Below are 22,292 nucleotides of genomic sequence, written 5' to 3' on the forward strand. Positions count from 1 at the left end.
CTTCAATGACGACGACGACGCTCCCGCCACCGATCCCCTGGCGGCGGGAGCGCCCGTCCCCGGCATCCCCCCCGTGGACCAGCCCCGGATCGAGGCGGCCATCCGTGAGATCCTGCTGGCCATCGGCGAGGACCCGGACCGCAGCGGCCTCCTGGACACCCCCAGGCGGGTCGCGAAGGCCTACACGGAGATGTTCGCCGGGCTCCACCACGATCCGGCCGAAATCCTGGCCACCCAATTCGACCTGGACCACGAGGAACTCGTCCTGGTCAAGGACATCCCGTTCTACTCCACCTGCGAGCACCACCTCGTTCCGTTCCACGGCGTCGCGCACGTGGGCTACATTCCCTCGCACGACGGGAAAGTCACCGGCCTGAGCAAACTCGCGCGGCTCGTGGACATGTTCGCCCGCCGCCCCCAGGTCCAGGAACGCCTCACCACCCAGATCGTCGAAGCCCTCGTCACCCATCTCAAGCCCCGCGGCGCCATCGTTGTCATCGAATGCGAACACCTCTGCATGTCGATGCGCGGCATCCGCAAGCCCGGCGCCAAGACCGTCACCAGCGCGGTGCGCGGGCAGCTCCATGACCCGGCCACCCGTGCCGAGGCCATGAGCCTCATTATTGGAAGGTAAGAACACAGACTATGGATTCCCTAGCCGCAGCCCCCGGAACCGGACCGGCGACCTCGCCCCTGCCCGTCCTGCGCAAGGCCCGGCCGGCTGCCAAATTCGAGAACCTCCCCACGGACCGGACGCTCGTGATGGGGATCCTGAACGTCACCCCGGATTCCTTCAGCGACGGCGGCAAGCACGCCGCCGCGGACACCGCCATCGCCGCCGGCCTGCGGATGTTCTACGGCGGCGCCGACATCATCGACGTCGGCGGTGAATCCACACGCCCGGGAGCGGTCGAGGTCGGCGTCGAGGAGGAGCAGCGCCGGGTGCTGCCCGTGATCCAGGCGCTCGTCAAGGCCGGGGCCCTGGTCAGCATCGACACCACCCACGCCGCCACCGCCGCGGCGGCGCTGGATGCCGGCGCCGCCATCATCAATGACGTCTCCGGGCTCACCATGGAGCCCGAGATGGCCGAACTGGTGGCCCGCAGCAAGGTCCCCTACATCCTCACGCACCGCCGCGGCAACGCCAGCACGATGGACTCCCTTACCGAGTACGGGAACGTCGCGGAAGACGTGGCCGCGGAACTCGCCGGCGTCCGCGACAAGCTGTACGCGGCCGGCGTTGCCCCGGAACAGATCATCCTGGACCCGGGACTGGGCTTCGCCAAGAACGAGGAGCAGAACTGGGAACTGCTCCGCCGCCTGGACGTCCTGCAGGCCATGGGCCACAGGGTGCTCGTCGCAGCCTCCCGCAAGCGCTTCCTCGGCAGCCTTCTGACCGTGGCCGGCAAGGCCGCCCCGCCGGCCGAACGCGACGCCGCCACCGCCGCTGTCACCGCCATCAGCGCCCACCGGGGCGCCTGGGCTGTCCGCGTGCACGACGTCGGCCCCAGCCTCGACGCCGTCAAGGTCGCCGCCCGCATGACCCCGGCGCAGGCACCAGCCGCGCCGCCCGCCGGCGACAACTGAACCGGCAGGCCACCATGGACCAGATCACGCTCACCGGCGTCACCGCCGTCGGCCACCACGGAGTGCTGGATTTCGAGCGGCGCAACGGCCAGCCGTTCGTCGTCGATGCCGTCCTGCACCTGGACTTCAGCCGCGCCGCCGCCTCCGACGACGTGCTCGACACCGCGCACTACGGAGAAGTCGCCGAATGCATCCGGGGCTGGATCACGGGGGAGCCGCTGAACCTGATCGAGGCGCTGGCCGTGCGGATCGCCGAGGACGTGCTGGGAAAGTTCCCCGTCGCCGCGGTGGACATCACCGTGCACAAGCCCAAGGCCCCGATCGCCGTCGAATTCGGCGACGTCTCCGTCAGCGTCCGGCGGACCCGGCAGGACCAGCGATGAACTATACCCGGGCCGTGCTCGCGCTGGGCAGCAACCTGGGGGCGCGTAGCGATACCCTCTCGGCGGCCGTCGCGGACATCGTTGACCCGCCCGAGGTCCGCCTGCTGGCCATTTCGCCGATTGTGCAGACCAAGGCCGTCGGCGGCCCGGCCGGCCAGCCGGACTTCCTCAACATGGTGATTGCCGTGGAGACCACGCTGACGCCGCTCGAGCTGCTGCAGCACTGCCACGCCGTGGAGCAGAAACACCTCCGCGTCCGCGACGTTCACTGGGGCCCGCGCACCCTCGACGTCGACATCATCACGTACGGGGAGCTGGCCAGTTCCGACCCGGAACTGACCCTGCCGCATCCGCGCGCAGCCGAGCGGGCGTTCGTGCTCTACCCGTGGTCGCTGATCGACCCCGGCGCCGAGCTCAACGGCGTCCGCGTCGGCGAGCTCGCCGCCAGGGCCGCCGACTTCGCTGACCTCGTGCCCTTCGACGGCTTCGAAAACCTCCACGGCGTGGCCGGAGCGGTCGAGTGATGAAGCTGACCAGCCCGCTGGTGCTGCTGATGATCAGCGTGGCCGTGGGGATCCTGGGCTGGCTCGCCGCCCTGCTGGCCACCCGCTACGGACTGAACACCCCCGTGCTGCCGCTCAACGGACTCATCACGATGGGTGTGATCATGGTGCTTACCTTCGTGCTGGGCATCCGGGTGCTCCGCTGGCGGAACGGCAAAAAGAAGAAAATGCTCAACCCGATCCTGGCCGCCTTGACCCTCGTCCTCGCCCAGGCCTGCGCCTACACCGGCAGTGTGCTGCTGGGCTGGCATGCCGGGATCTTCGTTGACCAGCTGCGCCTCTGGAACCTGCGCAGTGACCAGACCCTCGCCTGGCAGGCGCTGGCCATGGCCGGCGGCGGCCTGGCCATGATCGGGGTCGGCCTGATGGTGGAACGGTTCTGCCGGATCCCGCCCGAGGAGGGAGACGGCGAATCCGTTCCCGGCCTCCAGGACAAGCGCAAACCCAAATCGGAAGGCGAATATGCGTACCGAGGCGATTGATCCCCCGGGCATCGCCTGGCTGCGCGTCTCGCCGAAATACGTCACGGTGCGGCTGGCGAGCTGGGCGCTGGCCAACCTCATTGTCGTGGCGCTGCTGTGCGTTCCCCTGATCCTTGTCGTCAGCGGCATGTGGGAGAACTTCCCGCTGTGGCTGGCCGTCGCCCTCCCGGCCGTGATGCTGGTCCTGGCCCTCTGGCGGCTGCTGCTCATTCCCCGCCAGGTGCGCGCCATCGGCTACGCCGAGCGTGAGGACGACCTGCTCATCCGCCGCGGCATCTTCTTCCAGCGCACCCTCGTGGTCCCCTACGGCCGGATGCAGTACGTGGACATCGGCGTCGGACCGGTGGAACGCGGCCTGGGCCTGTGCACGCTGAAACTGCACACCGCCTCCGCCGGCACCAACGCGGAAATCCCGGGCCTGCCCGCCGCGGAGGGAGCGCGGCTCCGCGAGCAGCTCTCCGCCCGCGGTGAAGCCCGGCTGGCCGGACTGTGACGGGTCCGCTGTGAGGACCTCCGTTAGGGGAGCACAGTGAAGCCGGACGCGGCCCCGGAGGCGTCCGCCGGCGCCGACGCGGGAACCCCCGACGGCGGGTGGCTGCGCGTGCACCCCGCCTCGCCGTTCGTGCGCGGCTGGGTGGCGCTGGCCGCCATTGTCTTCTTCTTCTTCCGGGACACCTTCGAGCGGATGCTCCAGGGCGGCCCCCTCGTCGACGAGCAGCTCGCGGGCCGGGCGCCGTGGCTGCTGTTCGGCGGCGGCGTGCTGCTGCTGCTCACCGGGGCGGGCTACATCCTGAGCTGGTACTTCACCCGCTACCAGGTGGCGGAGGGCTATGTCCGGATCAACACCGGATTCCTCTTCAAACAGCAGCGGCAGGCCCGGCTCGACCGGGTCCAGGCCATCGACATCGTCCAGCCGCTCCTCGCGCGGATCTTCGGGCTGGCCGAGCTCAAGTTCGAGGTCGCCGACGCCGGGGAGTCCGCGGTCCGGCTCGCCTACCTCCGCATGGACGAGGCGCGGCGGCTCCGGGCCACGATCCTGGCCCGCGCCGCCGGTGTGGTCCCGGACCCCGCGCAGCCCGGGGCCGCCGCGGCGGAGGCCCCCGAACACGCCGTGCTCACCGTCCCGCCCGGCCGCCTCATCGGATCCCTGGTGCTGAGCGAGCAGAGCGTGGTGGTCGTCGTCGGCGGGCTGGCCTCCGTGGTGCTCTCGGCCGCCACCGAGAACCGCAGCTTCTACCTCTTCCTGATCCCGGCCGTGCTGGGCATGGTGGCCGCCTACTGGAACTCCCTCAACCGTGGCTACAACTTCACCGCCGCCATTTCCCCTGACGGCATCCGGCTGCGCTACGGACTGCTGGACACCCAGGCGCAGACCCTGCCGCCGGGGCGGATCCAGGCCCTGCGGGTCAGCCAGCCGCCGCTGTGGCGGATCCTTGGCTGGTACCGGATCCAGGTCAACGTGGCCGGTTACGGCGCCGCGGGAGGCAACGGCGAGGCCTCGTCCCGGACCACGCTCCTGCCGGTGGGGACCTTCCCCGACGTGCTCACCATGCTCTCCCTGGTCCTGCCGGACCCGGGCACCCCGGACCCGGTGCGGATCTTCACCGCCGGCGTCAACGGTCTCGCCCCTGCCGTGTCGGGCGGGGGGCCCGCGGACGCTGCCGGGGCGGCGGGTTCCAGGACGGACGACGGCGGCTTCGTCACCACCCCGCGGCGCGCCCGGCTGCTGGCCCCGCTGGGCTGGCGGCGCAACGGCTTCACCGCCACCGACACCGCCCTGCTGATCCGCTCGGGCCGCTGGTGGCGGCACCTCGTGGTGGTCCCGCACCAGCGCACCCAGTCCATGGCGCTGGAGCAGGGCCCCCTGGCCCGGCGCTTCCGGGTGGCGGACCTGGTACTGCACACCACCGCCGGGCCGGTGTCCCCGCGGCTGACCCAGGCCGGCCTTGACGAGGGCCGGGCGCTGCTGGATGCACAGGCGGCCCGGGCCCGTGCCGCGCGCAAACGCCAGACCAGCGAGCACTGGCTGGACCAGGTCCGCCCGCTCATGGCCGGGCCCTCCCACACCGAAGAACCCAACAGTCAGGAAGAACCGCAGCATGGCTAAACCAGGACGACTCGGCATCGGAATCATCGGCGCCGGCAAGGTCGGCGCCGTCCTGGGGGCGGCGCTGCGCGGCGCGGAACACGCCATCATCGGGGTCTCCGCGGTCTCGGACGCCAGCCGCGAACGCGCGGAGACCCTGCTTCCGGGCGTCCCGGTGCTGGATGTGCAGGACATTGTCGAACGCGCCGAACTCGTGCTCCTGGCCGTCCCCGATGACGCGCTCGGTCCGCTCATCGAGGGCCTGGCGAAGCTCGGCGCCTGGCAGCCCGGCCAGCTCGTCGCCCACACCTCCGGCCGCTTCGGCGTCGGGATCCTGCATCCGGTCCGGGCCGCCGGCGCCATCCCGCTGGCGCTGCACCCCGCGATGACCTTCACCGGGATGAGCCTGGACCTGACGCGGCTGCTGGACTGCACCTTCGGCGTCACAGCGGACGCCGCGATGCTGCCCATTGCCCAGGCCCTGGTCGTGGAGATGGGGGCGGAGCCCGTCGCGATCGCCGAGGCCGACCGCACGCTCTACCACGCGGCCCTCGCGCACGGCTCAAACCACCTCGTCACCCTGGTGGCGCAGGCCTCGCAACTGCTCCGGGAAGTCGGCGTCGAATCCCCCGAACGCATGCTGGGACCGCTGCTGCGGGCGACCCTGGAGAACGCGCTCGCCTCGGGCGAATCGGCCCTCACCGGACCGGTCGCCCGCGGCGACGTGGGCACCGTGGCCGCACACGCCGGGTCCCTGCGGGAGCACGACGGCGGCTCGGACGGCGATATTCTGGAGGCGTACCTGGCCATGGCCCGGGCGACGGCCCGCCGGGCAGGACGCCGGGGACTGCTGAAGCCGGAGCAACTCGGCGACATCACGCAGGCGCTCGAGGGCCCGGACCTCGACGGCCCGCAAACCTAAGGAAGGTCCCCAACTTGGCGATCCAACTCGTGACCACGGCCGCCCGGCTCCGGACCGAAAGCGCCCGCCTGCTCCAGGAGAAGGGCGGCACCTCACAGGGCCTGGTGCCCACCATGGGGGCCCTGCACGAGGGGCACGCCGAGCTGGCGCGCACCGCCGTCGAGCAGAACGACGTGGTGGTGGTGAGCATCTTCGTGAACCCGCTGCAGTTTGGCGAGGCCGTGGACCTGGAACGCTACCCCCGGACCCTGGAGGCGGACCTGGCGTTGCTCGACGCTGTGGGGGTGGACCTGGTGTTCGCTCCGGACGTGGCCGAGGTCTACCCCGGCGGGGCACCCCGCGTCCGGATCAGCGCGGGCCCGGTGGCTGAGAAGTGGGAGGGCGCGTCCCGCCCCGGGCACTTCGACGGCGCCCTGACCGTGGTGGCCAAGCTGCTGCACTACGGGACGCCCGGCGCGGCCCCTGGCCCGGAGCTGCCGGCCTACCGGGCGTACTTCGGCCAGAAGGATGCCCAGCAGCTGGCCCTGGTCCAGCGCATGGTGGCGGATCTGAACTTCCCGGTCGAGATAATCCCTGTGCCGATCGTGCGCTCCGCGGACGGCCTCGCGCTGTCCAGCCGCAACCGCTTCCTCTCCGCCGAGGAACGCGAGGCGGCGCTGGTGCTCTCGCGGGCGCTGCGTCTGGTCGAGGAACGGGCCAACGCCCACCAGCCCCTGGACCTCGAGTCCGCGCGGGCCCTCGTGGAGTCCCAGCCGCTCGTGCACCTGGACTACTTCGAAGTGGTGGATCCCCAAACCCTGGACCCGCTGGCCGAGAACTGCCGGGACACCCCGTTCCGCGGCGAGGGCCTGGCGATCATCGCGGCCAGGGTCGGCCCGGTCCGGCTGATCGACAACGTCCCGCTGGATTCCTAGCCTGTTCCGCTCTCGGCCATGAGCTTGAGGTTTTCCAAGGTCTGTTCCCGGGCCCGATCCTGCAGCCGCTCCACGAGCACGCGGTCGGCGAATTTCCCGATCGCGGCGCCCGGAACGTTGTACTCGATCTCCACGGATACCTTGGTGCCATTTAGTTCGGGCTCGTAGTCCCAGGTCTGCCAGCCTTTCAGCGGACCTTCGAATTCGATGCGCACGTGCCTGCCGCCTGATGCGGTCGGAAGGTTCTCGACGACCCGGGTGGTGACCGGGAACGGCACACCGGCCATCAGGTAGCTGTGCTTGACGACGGTTCCGGCGCCGCCGTCGCCGTCCACGTCCTTGGCCTCGCTGAGATTCACCCACCAGGAGGCCCAATGGCGGGGATCGGTGGCGATCTCCGTGACCCGGTCCACGGGGGCGTCGATCTGGATGCTCTGCTGGATGTGGCCCATCGAAAACTCCTCTGAACATGCGGCGAGAGGCAGAGCCCGAACGTCGGCGCGCCCTGCTCTCAGGGAACGCCGCCAGGCGCCCCGGGAGTAGGGCAAAAGGTCCTGCCGGGCACCTGCCGGGCGGGTGCGGTGCTGGCCCGGCGGTCCGCCGGACGGCGGGCCGCCGGAAAATATCTCCGCCGCCGGGAATTACCATGGCGCATCGCCGGTTGGCACCTGATGTAGCGACGACGCTCGCCGACCCCACTTCGAAACTCCCTGAGGGAATCCCCTATGTCTACTGACGTCTCTTCCAAGCCCGCCGGCGATCCCGCGCAGGCCCAGGCCGCCGCGGAGGCCGCCGCACCGCCGGCAAAGATGTCCCGGGAATCGGTCACCGTCATCGCCACCCTGCTGGTGGCCACCTTCGTAGTGATCCTGAACGAAACCATCATGAATGTTGCGCTGCAGCGCCTGATGGTGGATCTCGGCGTCACCGCCCCCACCGTGCAGTGGCTGTCGACCGGTTTTATGCTCACGATGGCCATCGTGATCCCCACGACCGGCTTCATCCTGCAGCGGCTGTCCACCCGCGCTGTCTTTATGCTGGCCATGGGCCTGTTCTCCGGCGGCACGCTGCTCGCGGCGCTGGCCCCCGGATTTGAAATCCTCCTGCTCGCACGGATCGTCCAGGCCGCGGGCACGGCCATCATGCTGCCCCTGCTGATGACCACCATCCTGACCCTGGTCCCCGTGGCACGCCGCGGCTTCGTGATGGGCAACGTGAGCATCGCCATCTCGGTGGCACCGGCCATGGGCCCCACGGTTTCCGGGCTGATCCTTGAGCACTTCTCCTGGCGCTTTATGTTTGTCTTCGTCCTGCCGGTCGCGCTGGCCGCGTTCGCCATCGGCGCCCGCTTCCTGACCAACATCGGCGAAACGGAAAAGACCCGGCTCGACGTCCTGTCCGTGCTGCTGACGGTTCCCGCATTCGGCGGGATCGTCTACGGCCTGAGCCAGATCGGCGGCGGCGAGTCCGGTCCCGGCTCGCCCGCCGTCATTGCCCTCGCCGTGGGCGCCGTCGCCATGGTGGCATTTGTTCTCCGCCAGCTGCGGCTGCAGAAGTCCGAGGCGCCCCTGCTGGACCTGCGGGCGTTCACCTTCCGGATGTTCACGGTGTCCGTGCTGCTGCTCGTCGTGGCCATGATCGCCCTGTTCGGCTCCGTGATCCTCCTGCCTCTGTACCTGCAGGAGGTCCGCGGTCTGACGTCGCTGGAAACCGGGCTGACCCTGCTGCCCGGAGGACTCGCGATGGGCCTGCTGGGCCCGTTCATCGGACGGCTCTTCGACAAGGTCGGCCCGCTGCCGCTGACTGTCACCGGCTCGTCCCTGCTCGTGGTGGCCCTGTTCCAGTTCTCCCTCCTCGACGCGGGCACGCCGGTCGGGTGGATCATCGCGCTGCACGTGGGCCTCAGCCTGGGGCTGGCCCTGATCTTCACGCCGGCGTTCACGACCGGGCTGAACCCGCTGCCGCCGCACCTGTACTCCCACGGCTCGGCCATCATGAGCACCCTGCAGCAGGTGGCCGGTGCCGCCGGGACGGCGCTGCTCGTCTCGATCTACGCGGTGGTGTCCGCCGGCGCGGGAATCGTCGCGGGAATGCACGCGGCGTTCCTCACGGCGTCGGTCATCGCCGTCGCCGCCGTCGTCCTGTCCACTCTGATGCGCAAGACCGCCGCGGCGGACCACCCCGTCCCCGCCGCCCACTAACCCGACCCGCTTAAACCAACGCGGGGTCACTACGCGCCCATCCCGAGGCCTCGGATGGATGCTTAGTGACCCCGCGTTTTGCTGTGCTGCGGCAGAGTTGTCAGCTGGCGAAGAACTCACTGAGTGCGGAGATGAGCTTGTCCGGTGCCTTGTTGACGCCGTCGTGGCCCATCCCCGGCAGGATCGTGTAGCTGGAGCCGGAGAGCACCTCGTGGATCTGGGCACAGGCCACACCGAAGTACGCGGGGCTTTTCTCGCCGACAATGATCAGCGTCTCCAGCGGCAGCTCCAGGAACGGCTCGGCCGGCATGTCCGCAGCGATGATGGCCTTGATCTCCCGGACCCCGGTCTTCATCAGCTCGCGCATCTGCTTGCCGAGCGGGGTGCCGGCGGCCAGTTTATTCGCCAGCGTCAGCATGGACAGCGGCATCCGGGACAGGGCGCTGCCGGTCTCCAGGCCCCGGAGCAGGACGGCGAGGGCGCGGTCGTCGTCGCCGGCCGCCGTCGCCTTCTCATATTCGGTGGTCCAGTCCGCGGTGACGCTGTGGTTCACGGAGACGGCCGGGTCGTACACGGCGAGGCGCTCCACCGGCAGCGTCCGGGCGGCGTGCAGCGCCACGGCACCGCCGAAGCTGTGCCCGAAAACGTCGGTGCTGGAGGTGTGCTTCATCACCGCGGCAAGGTCCTTGATGTCCACGTCGAGGGTGTAGTCCTCCGGCTGCGGGGAGGAGGAGCCGCGGCCGCGCCGGTTGAAGGTGTGCACCGGGCGCCCAAGGGACGCGCTGAGCTTCTGGGCGAAGCGGGTGTAGTCGGCGGCGGTCACCATGGAGGCCGCAACGACGACGACGCCGGAGCCCGCCGAGGCCAGCTCGGCACCCGTGCTGAAAAGCTCGATCGTTCCGCCGTCGGGGGTTCTGATGTTCTCGCGGGTCATGGTCAGAGCCTAGCCGAGGCTGCAGCTACGGCGTAGTAGGGGTCCGGGGCTCCTGCGCGCAGGGGCTAGCCGGCTAGCCGCCCAGCCGTCCGCCGGAGACCTCGAGGTAGCAGGAGCCGCACAGCGACTCGTACCAGACGTCCTGGCCGTCAATCGCGACCTGGTCGCCGTCGAAGACGACCTGGTCTCCGGCCCGGCGGGTGTTGAAGATGGCTTTGCGGCCGCAGCGGCAGATGGTCTTGAGTTCCTCGAGCGTGTGCGCGATCTCCAGGAGCCGCAGCGATCCCGGGAACGCCCGGGTGCGGAAGTCCGTGCGGATGCCGTAGGCCAGCACAGGAACGTTGTCCAGAACGGCGATCCGGAAGAGGTCGTCCACCTGGGCCGGTTCGAGGAACTGCGCCTCGTCCACCAGCAGGCAGGCCACCGGCTGGGTGTCCACGTGCTCCAGCAGGGCATCGGGGTCATCCCCGTGGGCGTGGGCGGTGAACAGCTCCCGCGCGGACGCCCCGGCCGGGATCAGGAAGTCCACCGACCGGGTCATGCCCAGGCGGGACACGACGTCGGCGTCGCCCTTGGTGTCGACATCCGGTTTGGCCAGCAGGACCCGCTGGCCGCGCTCCTCATAGTTGAAGGCGGCCTGCAGCAGCCCCGTTGACTTGCCGGAGTTCATCGCGCCGTAGCGGAAGTAGAGCTTGGCCAAGGGGGTCCTTTCGAAAGGGTCGCCCACCGATTGTAAAGGCGCGCCGCCCAGCGGCCCAGCTTGAGCCGCCGCCTGCGCGCCCGCACCCGCGCCCGGCCGGGCGGGACCGGCCCGGGCAGAATCCCCGGTAAACTTGGGGATTGTGACTTCCCAAAACACCTCCGCCCCGAATACCGCCGCCGATTCCCATGAAGCCAGCGAGCAGACGCGCATCCGCATGGAGAAGCGCGCCAAGCTGATCGAGCGCGGCGTCGAGGCGTATCCGGTCGGTGTTGAGCGCACGCATTCACTGGGCGAAATCCGGGAGAAGTACGCGCACCTGCAGGCCGACGAAACCACCGGCGACGTCGTCGGGGTGACGGGGCGCATCGTCTTCATCCGCAACACCGGCAAGCTCTGCTTCGCCACGCTCCAGGAGGGCGGCGTGGACGGCAAGGCCGTCCGGCTGCAGGTCATGCTGAGCCTGGCCAACATCGGCGAGGACGCGCTCGCCGACTGGAAAGCCCTCGTGGACCTGGGTGACCACGTCTTCATCAAGGGCGAGGTCATCTCCTCGCGGCGCGGTGAGCTCTCCGTCATGGCCGGGTCCTGGGCGATGGCGTCCAAGGCTCTGCGCCCGCTGCCCGTGCTGCACGCCGAGCTCAACGAGGAGACCCGCGTCCGCCAGCGCTACGTGGACCTCATCGTCCGCGACGAAGCCCGCGAAATGGTCTACACCCGGGCCGCGATCACCCGCTCCATCCGCGAGACCCTGCACCGCCAGGGCTACGTCGAGGTGGAAACCCCGATGCTGCAGCTGGTCCACGGCGGCGCCACGGCCCGTCCGTTCGAGACCCACATGAACGCGTTCGACCAGAAGATGACGCTGCGGATCGCCACCGAGCTGTACCTCAAGCGCACCGTTGTCGGCGGGATCGACCGGGTCTACGACATGGGCCGTGTCTTCCGCAATGAGGGCGTCGACTCCACCCACAGCCCGGAATTCACCACCCTGGAAAGCTACGAGGCATGGGCCGACCAGTTCGTCATGGCGGACCGGATCAAGGAACTCATCCTCGACGCCGCCGACGCCGCCGGCGTGGGCCGCGTCCTGCAGACCGAGGCCGGGGAGATCAACCTCGACGGCGACTGGGCCTGGATGGCGGTCTACCCGGGACTCTCCGAAACCGTGGGCCAGGAAATCACCCCGGAGACCCCGGCGTCGGAACTGCTGGCGCTCGCCGCCAAGCACGAGGTCAAGGTCGACGCCAACTGGGATGCCGAAAAGCTCGTCGTGGAACTCTTCGGCGAACTGGTCGAACCTACGCTGCTGAACCCGACCTTCGTCTACGACTACCCGCCCTCCGCCCAGCCGCTGGCCCGCCAGCACCGCGAGGACGACCGGCTGATCGAAGCGTGGGACCTCATCATCGGCGGCATGGAGCGCGGCACGGCGTTCTCCGAGCTCATTGACCCGGTGATCCAGCGCGAACGGCTCACCGAGCAGTCCCGCCGCTCCGCCGCCGGCGACGTCGAGGCCATGCAGCTGGACGAGGACTTCCTGCGGGCCCTGGAGTACGGCGCCCCGCCCATGGGCGGCATCGGGCTGGGCATTGACCGGCTCGTTATGCTCTTCACCGGCGCCGGGATCCGCGAGACAATATTGTTCCCGCTGCTGAAGCCCGAAGGACACTGACCATGGAGTACATCGCCGTATTGCTTCCCTCCGTGGTCGTCGGCCTGATTTTCTGGTTCGCCATGAAATCGATTTTCAATGCCGACAAATCCGAACGCCAGGCCGAGGCGCGGGCCCAGGCGGAAGCCGACGAAAAAGCCCAGGCGCCCGATACGCTCCGCAACCACGGCCATTCCAACGGCCTGAACTAATAGCAGGCTATTCGACCTTGGGTTTTCCTTCGGAAACTCTTTTTCACTTTGACTCGTTGCCATTAAGCGGAGGATACTTTTAAGCAGATAGATCCTGCTTTTCCTAAATACTCATCCTTTTGGAAAGAGAGTCTTAATGGCACAGAAAGTAAAAATCATCCTTGTTGATGACCTAGATGGCGGATCCGCGGACGAGACCGTCCGGTTCGGCCTGGACGGCGTCAGCTACGAAATCGATCTGTCCTCGGCCAATGCTGCAGAACTGCGCTCAGCAGTTGAGCGGTTTGTAGGCCACGCACGCAAGACCTCAAGCGGCCGCGCAACCCGCACGAAAATTTCATCCGGCCGGAACCAGGACTCCGCCCAGATCCGGCAATGGGCCCGCGATAACGGCTATGCGGTAAACAGCCGCGGACGCATCCAGGCGGAAATTCAGGAAGCCTACCAAAAGGCGAATTCCTAGCCGCCAAGGCAAAATCCCGCGCAGCGGACACAGCGCCGCGGCGCAATAACGATGACTTTGCCCCCGTCTGGGTCGGGGGCTTTGTCGTGTGGGGGCTCTGACGCTGACGGGCCGGTGCCGCGGCCGCTGCCGCGGCCGCCGTCGGGCCGTCCGCCGGGCCGCCCGACCTTGCTGCAGGCCCGGCCGGCGGGCTTGCCGGAGGTCCGGCGGGCCCGCGTTTGCGCCCCGATGTGACGCGGCGGAGGCGTCCCGGTTTCCCCTGTGGCGAACAAGCCCCAAATCTTGAACCCGGCCACGTAGCATCAAAGTACGTCGTAGCTAGGAGTGTGGCGAAATGTTTGAGCGATTTACGGACCGTGCCCGTCGCGTAGTTGTGCTTGCCCAAGAAGAGGCACGCATGCTGAACCACAATTACATTGGTACCGAACACATCCTCTTGGGTCTGATCCATGAAGGTGAAGGTGTTGCTGCCAAAGCCCTTGAGTCCTTGAGCATTTCGCTCGACGGCGTCCGCGAGCAGGTACAGGAGATCATCGGCCAGGGCCAGCAGGCCCCGTCCGGTCACATCCCCTTCACCCCCCGCGCCAAGAAGGTCTTGGAACTCTCGCTCCGCGAGGCCCTGCAGCTGGGACACAACTACATCGGCACGGAGCACATCCTGCTCGGCCTCATCCGCGAGGGTGAAGGTGTTGCCGCCCAGGTGCTGGTCAAGCTCGGTGCGGACCTCAACCGCGTCCGCCAGCAGGTCATCCAGCTGCTCTCGGGCTACCAGGGCAAGGAAACCACCGGAGCCGGTGTCGGCCCAGGCCAGGCCGAAGGCACTCCTGCCGGTTCCGTCGTCCTGGACCAGTTCGGCCGCAACCTGACCCAGGCTGCGCGCGAGAACAAACTGGACCCCGTCATCGGGCGCGAATCCGAAATGGAACGCGTCATGCAGGTTCTGTCGCGCCGCACCAAGAACAACCCCGTGCTGATCGGTGAGCCCGGCGTCGGCAAGACCGCCGTCGTCGAAGGCCTCGCCCAGGCGATTGTTCGCGGCGACGTTCCGGAGACCATCAAGGACAAGCAGCTGTACACGCTGGACCTCGGGTCCCTCGTGGCCGGTTCCCGCTACCGCGGTGACTTCGAAGAGCGCCTCAAGAAGGTCCTCAAGGAAATCCGCACCCGCGGCGACATCATCCTCTTCATCGACGAGATCCACACCCTGGTGGGTGCCGGTGCCGCCGAGGGAGCCATCGATGCGGCCTCGATCCTGAAGCCCATGCTGGCCCGCGGCGAGCTCCAGACCATTGGTGCCACCACGCTGGACGAGTACCGCAAGCACATCGAGAAGGACGCAGCGCTGGAACGCCGTTTCCAGCCGATCCAGGTCAAGGAGCCCTCTGTCGCGCACGCGATCGAGATCCTCAAGGGCCTGCGCGACCGGTACGAGGCGCACCACCGCGTCACCATCACCGACGGCGCCCTCGCCTCGGCGGCGAGCCTTTCCGAGCGCTACATCTCGGACCGCTTCCTGCCGGACAAGGCGATCGACCTGATCGATGAGGCCGGTGCACGGCTGCGCATCCGCCGGATGACGGCCCCGCCGGAGCTCAAGATCATGGACGAGAAGATCGCCGCCATGAAGCTGGAGAAGGAATCCGCGATAGACGCGCAGGACTTCGAAGGCGCCGCCTCGCTGCGCGACAAGGAGCAGAAGCTCATTGCCGAGCGTGCCGAGAAGGAACGCCAGTGGAAGACCGGCGGCATGGACGACATCTCCGAAGTTGACGAGGACCTGATCGCTGAAGTTCTGGCGAACTCCACCGGCATCCCGGTCTTCAAGCTGACCGAGGAAGAGTCCTCGCGACTGCTGAAGATGGAAGACGAGCTGCACAAGCGCGTCGTCGGGCAGAACGAGGCCATCAAGTCCCTGTCCCAGGCGATCCGCCGCACCCGTGCAGGCCTCAAGGACCCGAAGCGTCCGGGCGGTTCGTTCATCTTCGCCGGCCCCACCGGCGTCGGCAAGACCGAGCTCGCCAAGGCCCTGGCCGAATTCCTCTTCGGTGAGGAAGACGCCCTGATCACCCTGGACATGTCCGAGTACTCGGAGAAGCACACGGTGTCGCGTCTCTTCGGTGCCCCTCCGGGCTACGTGGGCTACGAAGAGGGCGGACAGCTGACCGAAAAGGTCCGCCGTCGTCCGTTCTCCGTGGTCCTGTTCGACGAAGTGGAGAAGGCGCACGCCGACCTCTTCAACTCGCTGCTGCAGATCCTGGAAGACGGCCGACTGACCGACTCCCAGGGCCGCGTGGTGGACTTCAAGAACACCGTGATCATCATGACCACGAACCTCGGCACCCGGGACATCTCCAAGAGCGTTGCCACCGGCTTCCAGTCCGGCACGGACACGCAGACCGGCTACAACCGGATGCGGGCCCGCGTCACGGAGGAGCTCAAGCAGCACTTCCGTCCCGAGTTCCTGAACCGTGTTGATGACGTTGTGGTCTTCCCGCAGCTGACCCAGGACGAGATCATCGAGATCGTGGACATGTTCGTCGGCCGGCTGGAGAAGCGCCTCAAGGACAAGGACATGGGCATCGAGCTCACGCCTGCGGCCAAGATCCTGCTCGCAACCCGCGGCTACGACCCCGCCATGGGTGCCCGGCCGCTGCGCCGGACCATCCAGCGCGAGATCGAGGACCAGCTCTCCGAGAAGATCCTCTTCGGCGAAATCCACGCCGGCGACATTGTTGTAGTGGATGTGGACGGCGAAGGCGACGACGCCAAGTTCACCTTCGCTGGCAACACGAAGCCGCGCATCCCGGAGATCGCCCCGAGCGTCTAGGCATCGCCTCAAAGGCCCCGTCTTCCCGAAAAGGAAGTCGGGGCCTTTTTGCGTCCAGCCCCCGGGCGGGTCTGAAAGCAGTGTTTCACTGTGGGTGAAATTGGTGTGATCCAGCGCACAGGAGGTGTTGAATCGGTGCATGGCTTCCCCCGAATCAGAGACCCTGGGCGAAAAACCCGAGACCCCCTTCCACGACCTGGACCACTACCTCGCGATTCCGCGGGTGGCGGGCCTGGCGTTGAGCCCGGACGGCAGCCGTCTGGTGACCACCGTGGCCACGCTGAACGCCAAGGGCACCGAATACGGCACCGCCCTGTGGGAACTGGATCCGGCCGGGCAGAAGCAGGCCCGCCGCATCACCCGCAGCGCCAAGGGCGAGGCCGGCGCCGTGTTCGCCGCCAGCGGCGAGCTGTACTTCACCTCCGCACGCCCGGACCCGGAAACCCCCGACGCGGACCCGGTCAAAGCCCTGTGGGTGCTGCCCGCGGACGGCGGCGAGGCCCGCGTTGCGCTCACCCGGGCCGGCGGAGTCAGTGCGCTCCTGGCCGCGAAGGATACTGGGGCCCTTTTCGTCAGCGCCGCCGTGCTGGCGGGGTCCACGGATGAGGACGACGACGAGGAGCGCCGCACGGCGCGCAAGGACAACAAGGTCGCCGCCATCCTGCACAGCGGCTATCCGGTGCGCTACTGGGATGCCGACCTGGGGCCCGCCCAGCCGAGGCTTTTCGCCGTCGAACCCGGCGAGGAACGGGAACCGGGCAGGCCAACAACCGTTGACGCCGCTCCGCCGCTGCAGCTCCGGAACCTGACGCCCGACGCCGGTGCCGGCCTTCGCGATGCCGAGTCTGTTGTCAGCCCGGACGGCAAGACCATTTACAGCAGCTTCGCCAAGCCGCTCGCGCGCGCGAATTCACGGTCCGTCCTCGTCGCGATCGACGTCGCCAGCGGCACCCGGACCGTCCTGCTGGACACCGAGGGGATGAGCTACTTCCCCGGGCCGGTGAGCCCCGACAACCGCACCCTTGCGGTGCTCAGCGAGAGTGACACCACGCCCGAGTCGGCCCCGCAGGTCAGGCTGTACCTGCTCGACGTCTCCGCCCCGGGGCCCGCAGCAGACACCGCAGCGGCTACGGCCGCCGCGCTGGTGCCGCTGGCGCACGGCTGGGACCGCTGGCCGCGCCCGGCCGCCTGGCTTCCGGACGGATCGGCCCTGCTCGTCACCGCGGATGAGGACGGCGCCTCGCCGGTCTTCCGGATCAGCGTGCGCGGGGACGACGACGCCGGACAGGTCACCCGCCTGACCGCCGACACCGCCGCCTACACCGACGTCGTGGTCGCCCCGGACGGCCGCACCGCCTATGCGCTGCGCAGCTCCTACGAATTCCCGCCGGAAGCGGTGCGCATCGACCTCGCCGGCGGCGACACCGTCCGGCTCCCTGCCCCCGCTGAGCGCCCGCACCATCAGGGCTCGCTGGAACGGGTGGAAACGACGGCGGCCGACGGCGCCCGCGTTCCGGCGTACCTGGCGCTTCCCGACGGCGCCTCGGCCGGCAGCCCGGCGCCCCTGCTGCTCTGGATCCATGGCGGCCCGCTCGGTTCCTGGAACGCCTGGACGTGGCGCTGGAACCCCTGGCTGCTCGTGGCGCAGGGCTACGCCGTGCTGCTGCCGGACCCGGCGCTCTCCACCGGCTACGGCCAGGACCACATCCAGCGCGGCTGGGGCGCGTGGGGCAAGGCCCCGTTCACCGACCTGATGGCCATCACCGACGCCGTGGTGCAGCGGCCGGACATCGACGAGACCCGCACCGCCGCCATGGGCGGCTCCTTCGGCGGCTACATGGCCAACTGGGTGGCCGGCCACACCGACCGGTTCAAGGCGATCGTCACCCACGCCAGCCTCTGGGCGCTGGACCAGTTCGGCCCCACCACGGACGCCGCGCAGTACTGGCTCAAGGAGATGACGGCCCAGATGGCGCTGGAGAACTCCCCGCACCTGCACGTGGAGAACATCAGCACCCCCATGCTCGTCATCCACGGCGACAAGGACTACCGCGTCCCGATCGGTGAGGGCCTGCGGCTCTGGTACGAGCTCCTCTCCAAGTCCCGGCTCGCCGCCGACGAGAACGGCGAGACCGAGCACCGTTTCCTCTACTTCCCGGACGAGAACCACTGGATCCTCCAGCCGCAGCACGCCAAGGTCTGGTACGGCGTCGTCGAGCACTTCCTCGCCAGGAACCTGCTGGACAAGGATCTGCCGGTGCCCGCCGAGCTGGGCCTCTAGGCCGCCGCCGTCCGGCGCCAAGGCTGGTGCCTCAGGCGCCATTTTCCGGACCAGGGTAAGTGTCCCCCGTAGGATTGGGCTGTGACTGAGACAATCCGCATCCGCCCTGCCCGCACCAGCGATGTCGGGGCGATCAAGACGCTCGTGGCGCCGCTGGCCGAGAAGCGGATCCTGATGGCCAAGGAAACCGTGGCCTACTACGAGAGCCTGCAGGAGTTCCGGATCGCCGAGTCCCCGGACGGCGAGGTGATTGGCTGCGGGGCGCTGCACGTGATGTGGGAGGACCTCGCCGAAGTGCGCACCCTCACGGCCTCGGATGCCTGGCGCGGAAAAGGCGTGGGCCACCTGCTCGTTGAGCGCCTGCTGGAGGACGCCAAGGCCCTCGGGGTCTCGCGTGTCTTCTGCCTGACCTTCGAGGTCGACTTCTTCAAAAAGCACGGCTTCGAGGTCATGGCCGACCAGACCGCCGTCGACCCGGTCGTGTATTCGGAGTTGCTGCGCTCGCACGATGAGGGCGTAGCCGAGTTCCTCGACCTCGCGCGGGTGAAGCCCAATACGCTCGGCAACACCCGGATGATCAAAACCCTGTAAAACCGCGCCCGGGCGGGCCGCCAGGGCCGGGTCTTCCCATCCATAAATTTGATGGATAAACTGATCCCGGTCCAGGGGGTGGACCACCCGACATCCGGAGGCAAGAAATTGCACGAACGCGTGACTTTTCCAGATTTCTCCGCATTCCAAATGACTATCGCCGGCGGGGCGCCGGCACACCACACCACGGATCCGGGGACCGGGGAAGTCACCGCCGAGGCCCCGGCGCCCGGTCATCGCCCGGATCCCGTGTCCGGCCCCGGGCCGGCGCCCGGAACCGATCAGGGGCGTCTCAACGCGCCGCCGTTCTCCTGGCTTGGCAGCGACGCCTGGCCGAACTTCCCGCTGTGGGCGGATAAACCAAGCTGAGGCACCCGCGGATCCGGGGAAAGCGGCCGTCCGGCAGCACCCCGGTTCCGCTCCAGAGGTTGTGAATCCGGAGCCTACCGCTGGCAGGGGCCCCGGTAGTAGGGTCTAACCAAGCAGCCAGGACACCATCCAGGGAGCACGCCATGAAGAAGCTCATCAATGATCCCCGCGCCGTGGTTGACGAGTCAGTGGAGGGCTTCGGGCTTGCCCATGCCGACCTCGTGACCGTCTTTGCGGACCCCAAGTACATCGTGCGCAAAGACGCGCCGGTGGCAGGAAAAGTCGGACTGGTCTCCGGCGGCGGCAGCGGGCATGAGCCGCTGCACGGCGGCTACGTCGGTCTGGGGATGCTCGACGCCGCGGTGCCGGGCGCCGTGTTCACCTCGCCGACACCCGACCAGATCCTTCCGGCGACGCTCGCCGTCAACTCGGGCGCCGGCGTCGTGCACATCGTGAAGAACTACACCGGCGACGTCTTGAACTTTGAGACCGCTGCGGAGCTTGCCCAGGCCGAAGGCGTCGAGGTCCGCACCGTGCTGGTCAACGACGACGTCGCGGTGTTGGACTCGCTGTACACCGCCGGACGGCGCGGCGTGGGCGGAACCGTGCTGGTGGAAAAGATCGCCGGTGCCGCCGCCGAGCGCGGGGACAACCTCGACGCCGTCGCAGCCATCGGCGACCGGGTCAACCAAAACGTGCGCAGCATGGGCGTCGCGCTGACCGCGTGCACCGTCCCGCATGCGGGGGCCCCCAGCTTTGTGCTGGAGGAAAACGAAATCGAGATCGGCATCGGCATCCACGGCGAGCCCGGCCGGCACCGCATCCCGATGGAAAACGCCGACGGCATCACCGACCGCCTGCTCGAACCGGTCGTCAGCGACCTCGGCCTGGCGTCCGGGGACAAGGTGCTCCTGTTCGTCAACGGCATGGGCGGCACCCCGCAGAGCGAGCTCTATATCGTCTACCGCCGCGCCGCGCAGCAGCTGGCCGCGCAGGGCGTCACCGTGGCACGGTCACTGGTGGGCAACTACATCACCTCCCTCGAAATGCAGGGCTGTTCCATCACGGTTCTTCGCCTCGACGATGAGATGACGGCCCTCTGGGATGCCCCCGTCCACACCCCGGCCCTCCGCTGGGGGGTCTGACCGTGGGGCTGGACGTCAACTGGGCGCTGCGGTGGCTGACCCTCTCGGCCCAGGCCATGGCGGAGCACCGGGAGGAGCTCATCGAGCTGGACCGGCCGATCGGCGATTCGGACCACGGCGAGAACATGGACCGCGGCTTCAAAGCGGTGATGGTGAAGATTGCCGAGGCGCCGCCGGAAACGGCCGGGGCGGCCCTGAAGCTGACCGCCATGACCCTGATGTCCAAGGTCGGCGGGGCCGCCGGACCGCTCTACGGCACGGCCTTCCTCCGGGCGGGCACGGCGCTGGGCGAGGCGTCCGACATCGACGCCGCCACCCTCGCCTCGGCGTTCCAGGCCGCCCGGGACGGGATCGTGGCCCGCGGGAAGGCGGAATCGGGCGACAAGACGATGGTGGATGCCTGGACCCCGGCAGTGGACGCGGCCGCCGCCGCGGCCGGGGACAGCGATGTGGTCAAGGTCCTGGTGGCTGCCGCGGAGGCGGCAGAGGCCGGGGCCGTCTCCACCGACCCGATGCTCGCCCGCAAGGGACGCGCCAGCTACCTGGGGGAGCGCAGCATCGGCCACCGGGATCCGGGCGCCGTCTCCAGTGCGCTGATCCTGCGCGCCGCCGTCGGGGCAGCTGAATGACGGTCAAGCTTGTCGTCGTCTCCCACAGCGAGAAGATCGCCGACGGCGCCGCCGAGCTTGCCGCCCAGATGGCGCCCGACGTGCTGATCCTTCCCGCCGGCGGCACCGACGACGGCCGGATCGGCACCAGCCTCGAGCGGGTCATGGCGGCGCTGGAGCAGGCCGGGGATGTCAACAGCGACGGCATCGTCGTCCTGACGGACCTGGGTTCGGCCGTGATGACGGCCGAGTCCGCGGTGGAGTTCCTCGCGGACCCCTCCTCCGTGCTGCTGGCCGACGCGCCCCTGGTCGAAGGCCTGGTCGCGGCCGCCGTGGCCGCGCAGGCCGGAGCGGATTCCGCGGGCGTGAAGGAAGCAGCGGAAGCCGTCTACCGGCCCCCGGCCGCGGCACAGCACATTCACGAGCACCGGCCGCCGGAGGCGACAGGGGACTTCGAACTCATCAACCAGGCGGGCATGCACGCCCGACCGGCCGCGAAGATTGCCGGCGGGCTCTCCGGCATGGACGCCGAGGTGACCGTGAACGGCGCCGACGGCGCATCGATGACCGAACTCATGATGCTCGCGGCAGTCAAGGGAACGGTGCTGCACGTCGAAGCCAGCGGCCCGGACGCGGGCAAAGCCGTGGACTATCTGCGCGGGCTGATCACGGCGGGCTTCGGCGAACCCTAGCGGCCCGGTCTCAGACCGCACCGGCCGCGGTCAGGTCCGTCGCTGCCGTGGCGTGCCGGGGGCCGCTCCAGGCGATCCACCCGCCGGCGGCTGCCATCAGCAGGGCCCCGGCGGCCTGGGTCGGCAGGCTGCTCCCCGTCGTCGCCTGCCCCAGGACGACGCCCAGGAGATAGAACACGACGGCGCCGGCCGCCCAGAGTGCCCCGGCCCAGCGCGGCAGCATGTGGGAACGCCACACCGCGACCCCCAGCAGGATGTTGCCGAGGAAGGCGAGCAGGAGGCCCGTCAGGAACACCCCCGTCATGGACCCCGGGAATTCCAGCTGCATCACCTCCTCGTTTCCGGCCAGGTAGGCCTTTCCGATGGCGGGGGGTGACGAAAGTGGAGATCACGGCCGGCACCAGCAGTAGGGCGGTGCCGGCGGCGGCGGTGACCATGGCCGCCAGCGCCAGGCCGCCCACCCGGCTGTTCGCCAGGCAGCAGCCCAGTGCGAAGACGCCGAAGATCGCCAGGATTGTGCCCAGCGTGCTGCCGAACAGGTGGCTGAACTGGTAGGAGTCGGAGCTGACAAACCGCGCCCAGGCGTCCGGGTCCTTCTCCTGGTTCGGCTGCGGCTCCAGCGTGGACCAGGCAGTGACAAGCCACGACACGGGCAGCGCCCAGAGCCCGGTCCGGATC

Annotated in this window: 24 protein-coding genes; 20 read left to right on the forward strand and 4 right to left on the reverse strand. The window is 68.8% G+C overall.

Going from position 1 to position 22,292, the window contains the following annotated elements; genetic code table 11:
• Nucleotides 1–37 precede the first annotated feature (37 nt).
• From folE to panC, 9 genes are read left to right on the forward strand one after another with little or no spacing between them, the layout of a single operon-like run.
• Nucleotides 38–634: a GTP cyclohydrolase I FolE gene (gene folE / locus AC06G6_RS01180; RefSeq protein WP_479828807.1), complete on the forward strand. Its 597-nt coding sequence runs from the start codon at nucleotides 38–40 to the stop codon at nucleotides 632–634.
• Between the two features lie 11 nt (nucleotides 635–645).
• Entirely contained in the window at nucleotides 646–1,587 is a 942-nt protein-coding gene (gene folP, locus AC06G6_RS01185; RefSeq protein WP_479825582.1) for a dihydropteroate synthase, read from the forward strand.
• A gap of 14 nt (nucleotides 1,588–1,601) precedes the next feature.
• Nucleotides 1,602–1,970, forward strand: coding sequence for a dihydroneopterin aldolase (folB, locus tag AC06G6_RS01190; RefSeq protein ID WP_479825584.1), 369 nt, complete (start codon nucleotides 1,602–1,604; stop codon nucleotides 1,968–1,970).
• Entirely contained in the window at nucleotides 1,967–2,494 is a 528-nt protein-coding gene (folK, locus tag AC06G6_RS01195) for a 2-amino-4-hydroxy-6-hydroxymethyldihydropteridine diphosphokinase (RefSeq protein WP_479825586.1), read from the forward strand. The genes folB and folK overlap by 4 nt, the downstream gene beginning before the upstream one ends.
• The gene (locus tag AC06G6_RS01200) at nucleotides 2,494–3,015 is read left to right on the forward strand and encodes a DUF3180 domain-containing protein (protein WP_479825588.1); all 522 of its coding nucleotides are present in this window, start codon (nucleotides 2,494–2,496) and stop codon (nucleotides 3,013–3,015) included. The genes folK and AC06G6_RS01200 overlap by 1 nt, the downstream gene beginning before the upstream one ends.
• On the forward strand, nucleotides 2,996–3,508 hold the full coding sequence (locus tag AC06G6_RS01205) for a PH domain-containing protein (protein ID WP_479825591.1): 513 nt from the start codon (nucleotides 2,996–2,998) through the stop codon (nucleotides 3,506–3,508). Before AC06G6_RS01200 ends, AC06G6_RS01205 begins: the two co-directional genes overlap by 20 nt.
• 36 nt (nucleotides 3,509–3,544) lie before the next feature.
• The gene (locus AC06G6_RS01210; RefSeq protein WP_479825593.1) at nucleotides 3,545–5,122 is read left to right on the forward strand and encodes a PH domain-containing protein; all 1,578 of its coding nucleotides are present in this window, start codon (nucleotides 3,545–3,547) and stop codon (nucleotides 5,120–5,122) included.
• Nucleotides 5,115–6,023 carry a Rossmann-like and DUF2520 domain-containing protein gene (locus AC06G6_RS01215; protein ID WP_479825595.1) on the forward strand — a complete coding sequence of 303 codons (909 nt, stop codon included), beginning with the start codon at nucleotides 5,115–5,117 and terminating at the stop codon, nucleotides 6,021–6,023. Before AC06G6_RS01210 ends, AC06G6_RS01215 begins: the two co-directional genes overlap by 8 nt.
• Nucleotides 6,024–6,037: 14 nt before the next feature.
• Nucleotides 6,038–6,937: a pantoate--beta-alanine ligase gene (gene panC, locus AC06G6_RS01220; protein ID WP_479825597.1), complete on the forward strand. Its 900-nt coding sequence runs from the start codon at nucleotides 6,038–6,040 to the stop codon at nucleotides 6,935–6,937.
• Here panC and AC06G6_RS01225 read toward each other — a convergent pair.
• On the reverse strand, nucleotides 6,934–7,389 hold the full coding sequence (locus tag AC06G6_RS01225; RefSeq protein ID WP_479825599.1) for an SRPBCC family protein: 456 nt from the start codon (nucleotides 7,387–7,389) through the stop codon (nucleotides 6,934–6,936). The genes panC and AC06G6_RS01225 overlap by 4 nt on opposite strands.
• A 273-nt stretch (nucleotides 7,390–7,662) precedes the next feature.
• Between AC06G6_RS01225 and AC06G6_RS01230 the strand changes: the two genes are divergently transcribed.
• A complete protein-coding gene (locus AC06G6_RS01230; protein WP_479825601.1) occupies nucleotides 7,663–9,138 on the forward strand; it encodes a DHA2 family efflux MFS transporter permease subunit in 1,476 nt (491 codons plus the stop codon).
• Between the two features lie 100 nt (nucleotides 9,139–9,238).
• Here AC06G6_RS01230 and AC06G6_RS01235 read toward each other — a convergent pair whose 3' ends face one another.
• The gene (locus tag AC06G6_RS01235) at nucleotides 9,239–10,072 is read right to left on the reverse strand and encodes an alpha/beta fold hydrolase (RefSeq protein ID WP_307457806.1); all 834 of its coding nucleotides are present in this window, start codon (nucleotides 10,070–10,072) and stop codon (nucleotides 9,239–9,241) included.
• A 73-nt stretch (nucleotides 10,073–10,145) separates the two neighbouring features.
• Complete coding sequence (locus AC06G6_RS01240; RefSeq protein WP_354349565.1) at nucleotides 10,146–10,772, reverse strand: thymidine kinase; 627 nt, start codon at nucleotides 10,770–10,772, stop codon at nucleotides 10,146–10,148.
• A 142-nt stretch (nucleotides 10,773–10,914) separates the two neighbouring features.
• On the opposite strand from AC06G6_RS01240, the gene lysS reads away from it, so the two are divergent.
• The 9 genes from lysS (at nucleotide 10,915) to dhaM (ending at nucleotide 21,614) form a co-directional block, all read left to right on the forward strand.
• Entirely contained in the window at nucleotides 10,915–12,447 is a 1,533-nt protein-coding gene (gene lysS / locus AC06G6_RS01245; RefSeq protein WP_479825604.1) for a lysine--tRNA ligase, read from the forward strand.
• A 2-nt stretch (nucleotides 12,448–12,449) separates the two neighbouring features.
• Nucleotides 12,450–12,638, forward strand: a complete 189-nt coding sequence (locus AC06G6_RS01250; protein ID WP_479825606.1) for a hypothetical protein — start codon at nucleotides 12,450–12,452, stop codon at nucleotides 12,636–12,638.
• Between the two features lie 136 nt (nucleotides 12,639–12,774).
• The gene (locus tag AC06G6_RS01255) at nucleotides 12,775–13,101 is read left to right on the forward strand and encodes a histone-like nucleoid-structuring protein Lsr2 (protein ID WP_479825608.1); all 327 of its coding nucleotides are present in this window, start codon (nucleotides 12,775–12,777) and stop codon (nucleotides 13,099–13,101) included.
• A 334-nt stretch (nucleotides 13,102–13,435) separates the two neighbouring features.
• A complete protein-coding gene (locus AC06G6_RS01260) occupies nucleotides 13,436–15,928 on the forward strand; it encodes an ATP-dependent Clp protease ATP-binding subunit (RefSeq protein WP_307457824.1) in 2,493 nt (830 codons plus the stop codon).
• 139 nt (nucleotides 15,929–16,067) lie between these two features.
• The gene (locus AC06G6_RS01265) at nucleotides 16,068–18,209 is read left to right on the forward strand and encodes a S9 family peptidase (protein ID WP_479825611.1); all 2,142 of its coding nucleotides are present in this window, start codon (nucleotides 16,068–16,070) and stop codon (nucleotides 18,207–18,209) included.
• A gap of 81 nt (nucleotides 18,210–18,290) precedes the next feature.
• Complete coding sequence (locus AC06G6_RS01270; protein ID WP_307457830.1) at nucleotides 18,291–18,800, forward strand: amino-acid N-acetyltransferase; 510 nt, start codon at nucleotides 18,291–18,293, stop codon at nucleotides 18,798–18,800.
• A 512-nt stretch (nucleotides 18,801–19,312) separates the two neighbouring features.
• Nucleotides 19,313–20,314 carry a dihydroxyacetone kinase subunit DhaK gene (dhaK, locus tag AC06G6_RS01275; protein ID WP_479825613.1) on the forward strand — a complete coding sequence of 334 codons (1,002 nt, stop codon included), beginning with the start codon at nucleotides 19,313–19,315 and terminating at the stop codon, nucleotides 20,312–20,314.
• A 2-nt stretch (nucleotides 20,315–20,316) separates the two neighbouring features.
• On the forward strand, nucleotides 20,317–20,943 hold the full coding sequence (gene dhaL / locus AC06G6_RS01280; RefSeq protein WP_479825615.1) for a dihydroxyacetone kinase subunit DhaL: 627 nt from the start codon (nucleotides 20,317–20,319) through the stop codon (nucleotides 20,941–20,943).
• Complete coding sequence (dhaM, locus tag AC06G6_RS01285) at nucleotides 20,940–21,614, forward strand: dihydroxyacetone kinase phosphoryl donor subunit DhaM (RefSeq protein WP_479825617.1); 675 nt, start codon at nucleotides 20,940–20,942, stop codon at nucleotides 21,612–21,614. Before dhaL ends, dhaM begins: the two co-directional genes overlap by 4 nt.
• Before the next feature lie 10 nt (nucleotides 21,615–21,624).
• Here the strand turns inward: dhaM and AC06G6_RS01290 are convergent, their stop codons facing one another.
• Complete coding sequence (locus AC06G6_RS01290) at nucleotides 21,625–21,942, reverse strand: hypothetical protein (protein ID WP_479825619.1); 318 nt, start codon at nucleotides 21,940–21,942, stop codon at nucleotides 21,625–21,627.
• A gap of 53 nt (nucleotides 21,943–21,995) precedes the next feature.
• Here AC06G6_RS01290 and AC06G6_RS01295 point away from each other — a divergent pair, with 53 nt between their 5' ends.
• Nucleotides 21,996–22,169, forward strand: a complete 174-nt coding sequence (locus AC06G6_RS01295; RefSeq protein WP_479825621.1) for a hypothetical protein — start codon at nucleotides 21,996–21,998, stop codon at nucleotides 22,167–22,169.
• Nucleotides 22,170–22,292 lie beyond the last annotated feature (123 nt).

The sequence above is a fragment of the Arthrobacter sp. CJL-S3 genome (genome assembly GCF_056711635.1).

Coding starts and splice junctions, on each gene's coding strand:
- folB (WP_479825584.1), top strand. CDS start 1,602: ATGGACCAGATCACGCTCACCGGCGTCACCGCCGTCGGCCACCACGGA.
- AC06G6_RS01260 (WP_307457824.1), top strand. CDS start 13,436: ATGTTTGAGCGATTTACGGACCGTGCCCGTCGCGTAGTTGTGCTTGCC.
- AC06G6_RS01290 (WP_479825619.1), bottom strand. CDS start 21,942: ATGCAGCTGGAATTCCCGGGGTCCATGACGGGGGTGTTCCTGACGGGC.
- AC06G6_RS01235 (WP_307457806.1), bottom strand. CDS start 10,072: ATGACCCGCGAGAACATCAGAACCCCCGACGGCGGAACGATCGAGCTT.
- dhaK (WP_479825613.1), top strand. CDS start 19,313: ATGAAGAAGCTCATCAATGATCCCCGCGCCGTGGTTGACGAGTCAGTG.
- AC06G6_RS01255 (WP_479825608.1), top strand. CDS start 12,775: ATGGCACAGAAAGTAAAAATCATCCTTGTTGATGACCTAGATGGCGGA.
- AC06G6_RS01265 (WP_479825611.1), top strand. CDS start 16,068: ATGGCTTCCCCCGAATCAGAGACCCTGGGCGAAAAACCCGAGACCCCC.
- folK (WP_479825586.1), top strand. CDS start 1,967: ATGAACTATACCCGGGCCGTGCTCGCGCTGGGCAGCAACCTGGGGGCG.
- AC06G6_RS01200 (WP_479825588.1), top strand. CDS start 2,494: ATGAAGCTGACCAGCCCGCTGGTGCTGCTGATGATCAGCGTGGCCGTG.
- AC06G6_RS01250 (WP_479825606.1), top strand. CDS start 12,450: ATGGAGTACATCGCCGTATTGCTTCCCTCCGTGGTCGTCGGCCTGATT.
- dhaM (WP_479825617.1), top strand. CDS start 20,940: ATGACGGTCAAGCTTGTCGTCGTCTCCCACAGCGAGAAGATCGCCGAC.
- AC06G6_RS01230 (WP_479825601.1), top strand. CDS start 7,663: ATGTCTACTGACGTCTCTTCCAAGCCCGCCGGCGATCCCGCGCAGGCC.
- AC06G6_RS01225 (WP_479825599.1), bottom strand. CDS start 7,389: ATGGGCCACATCCAGCAGAGCATCCAGATCGACGCCCCCGTGGACCGG.
- folP (WP_479825582.1), top strand. CDS start 646: ATGGATTCCCTAGCCGCAGCCCCCGGAACCGGACCGGCGACCTCGCCC.
- AC06G6_RS01205 (WP_479825591.1), top strand. CDS start 2,996: ATGCGTACCGAGGCGATTGATCCCCCGGGCATCGCCTGGCTGCGCGTC.
- AC06G6_RS01215 (WP_479825595.1), top strand. CDS start 5,115: ATGGCTAAACCAGGACGACTCGGCATCGGAATCATCGGCGCCGGCAAG.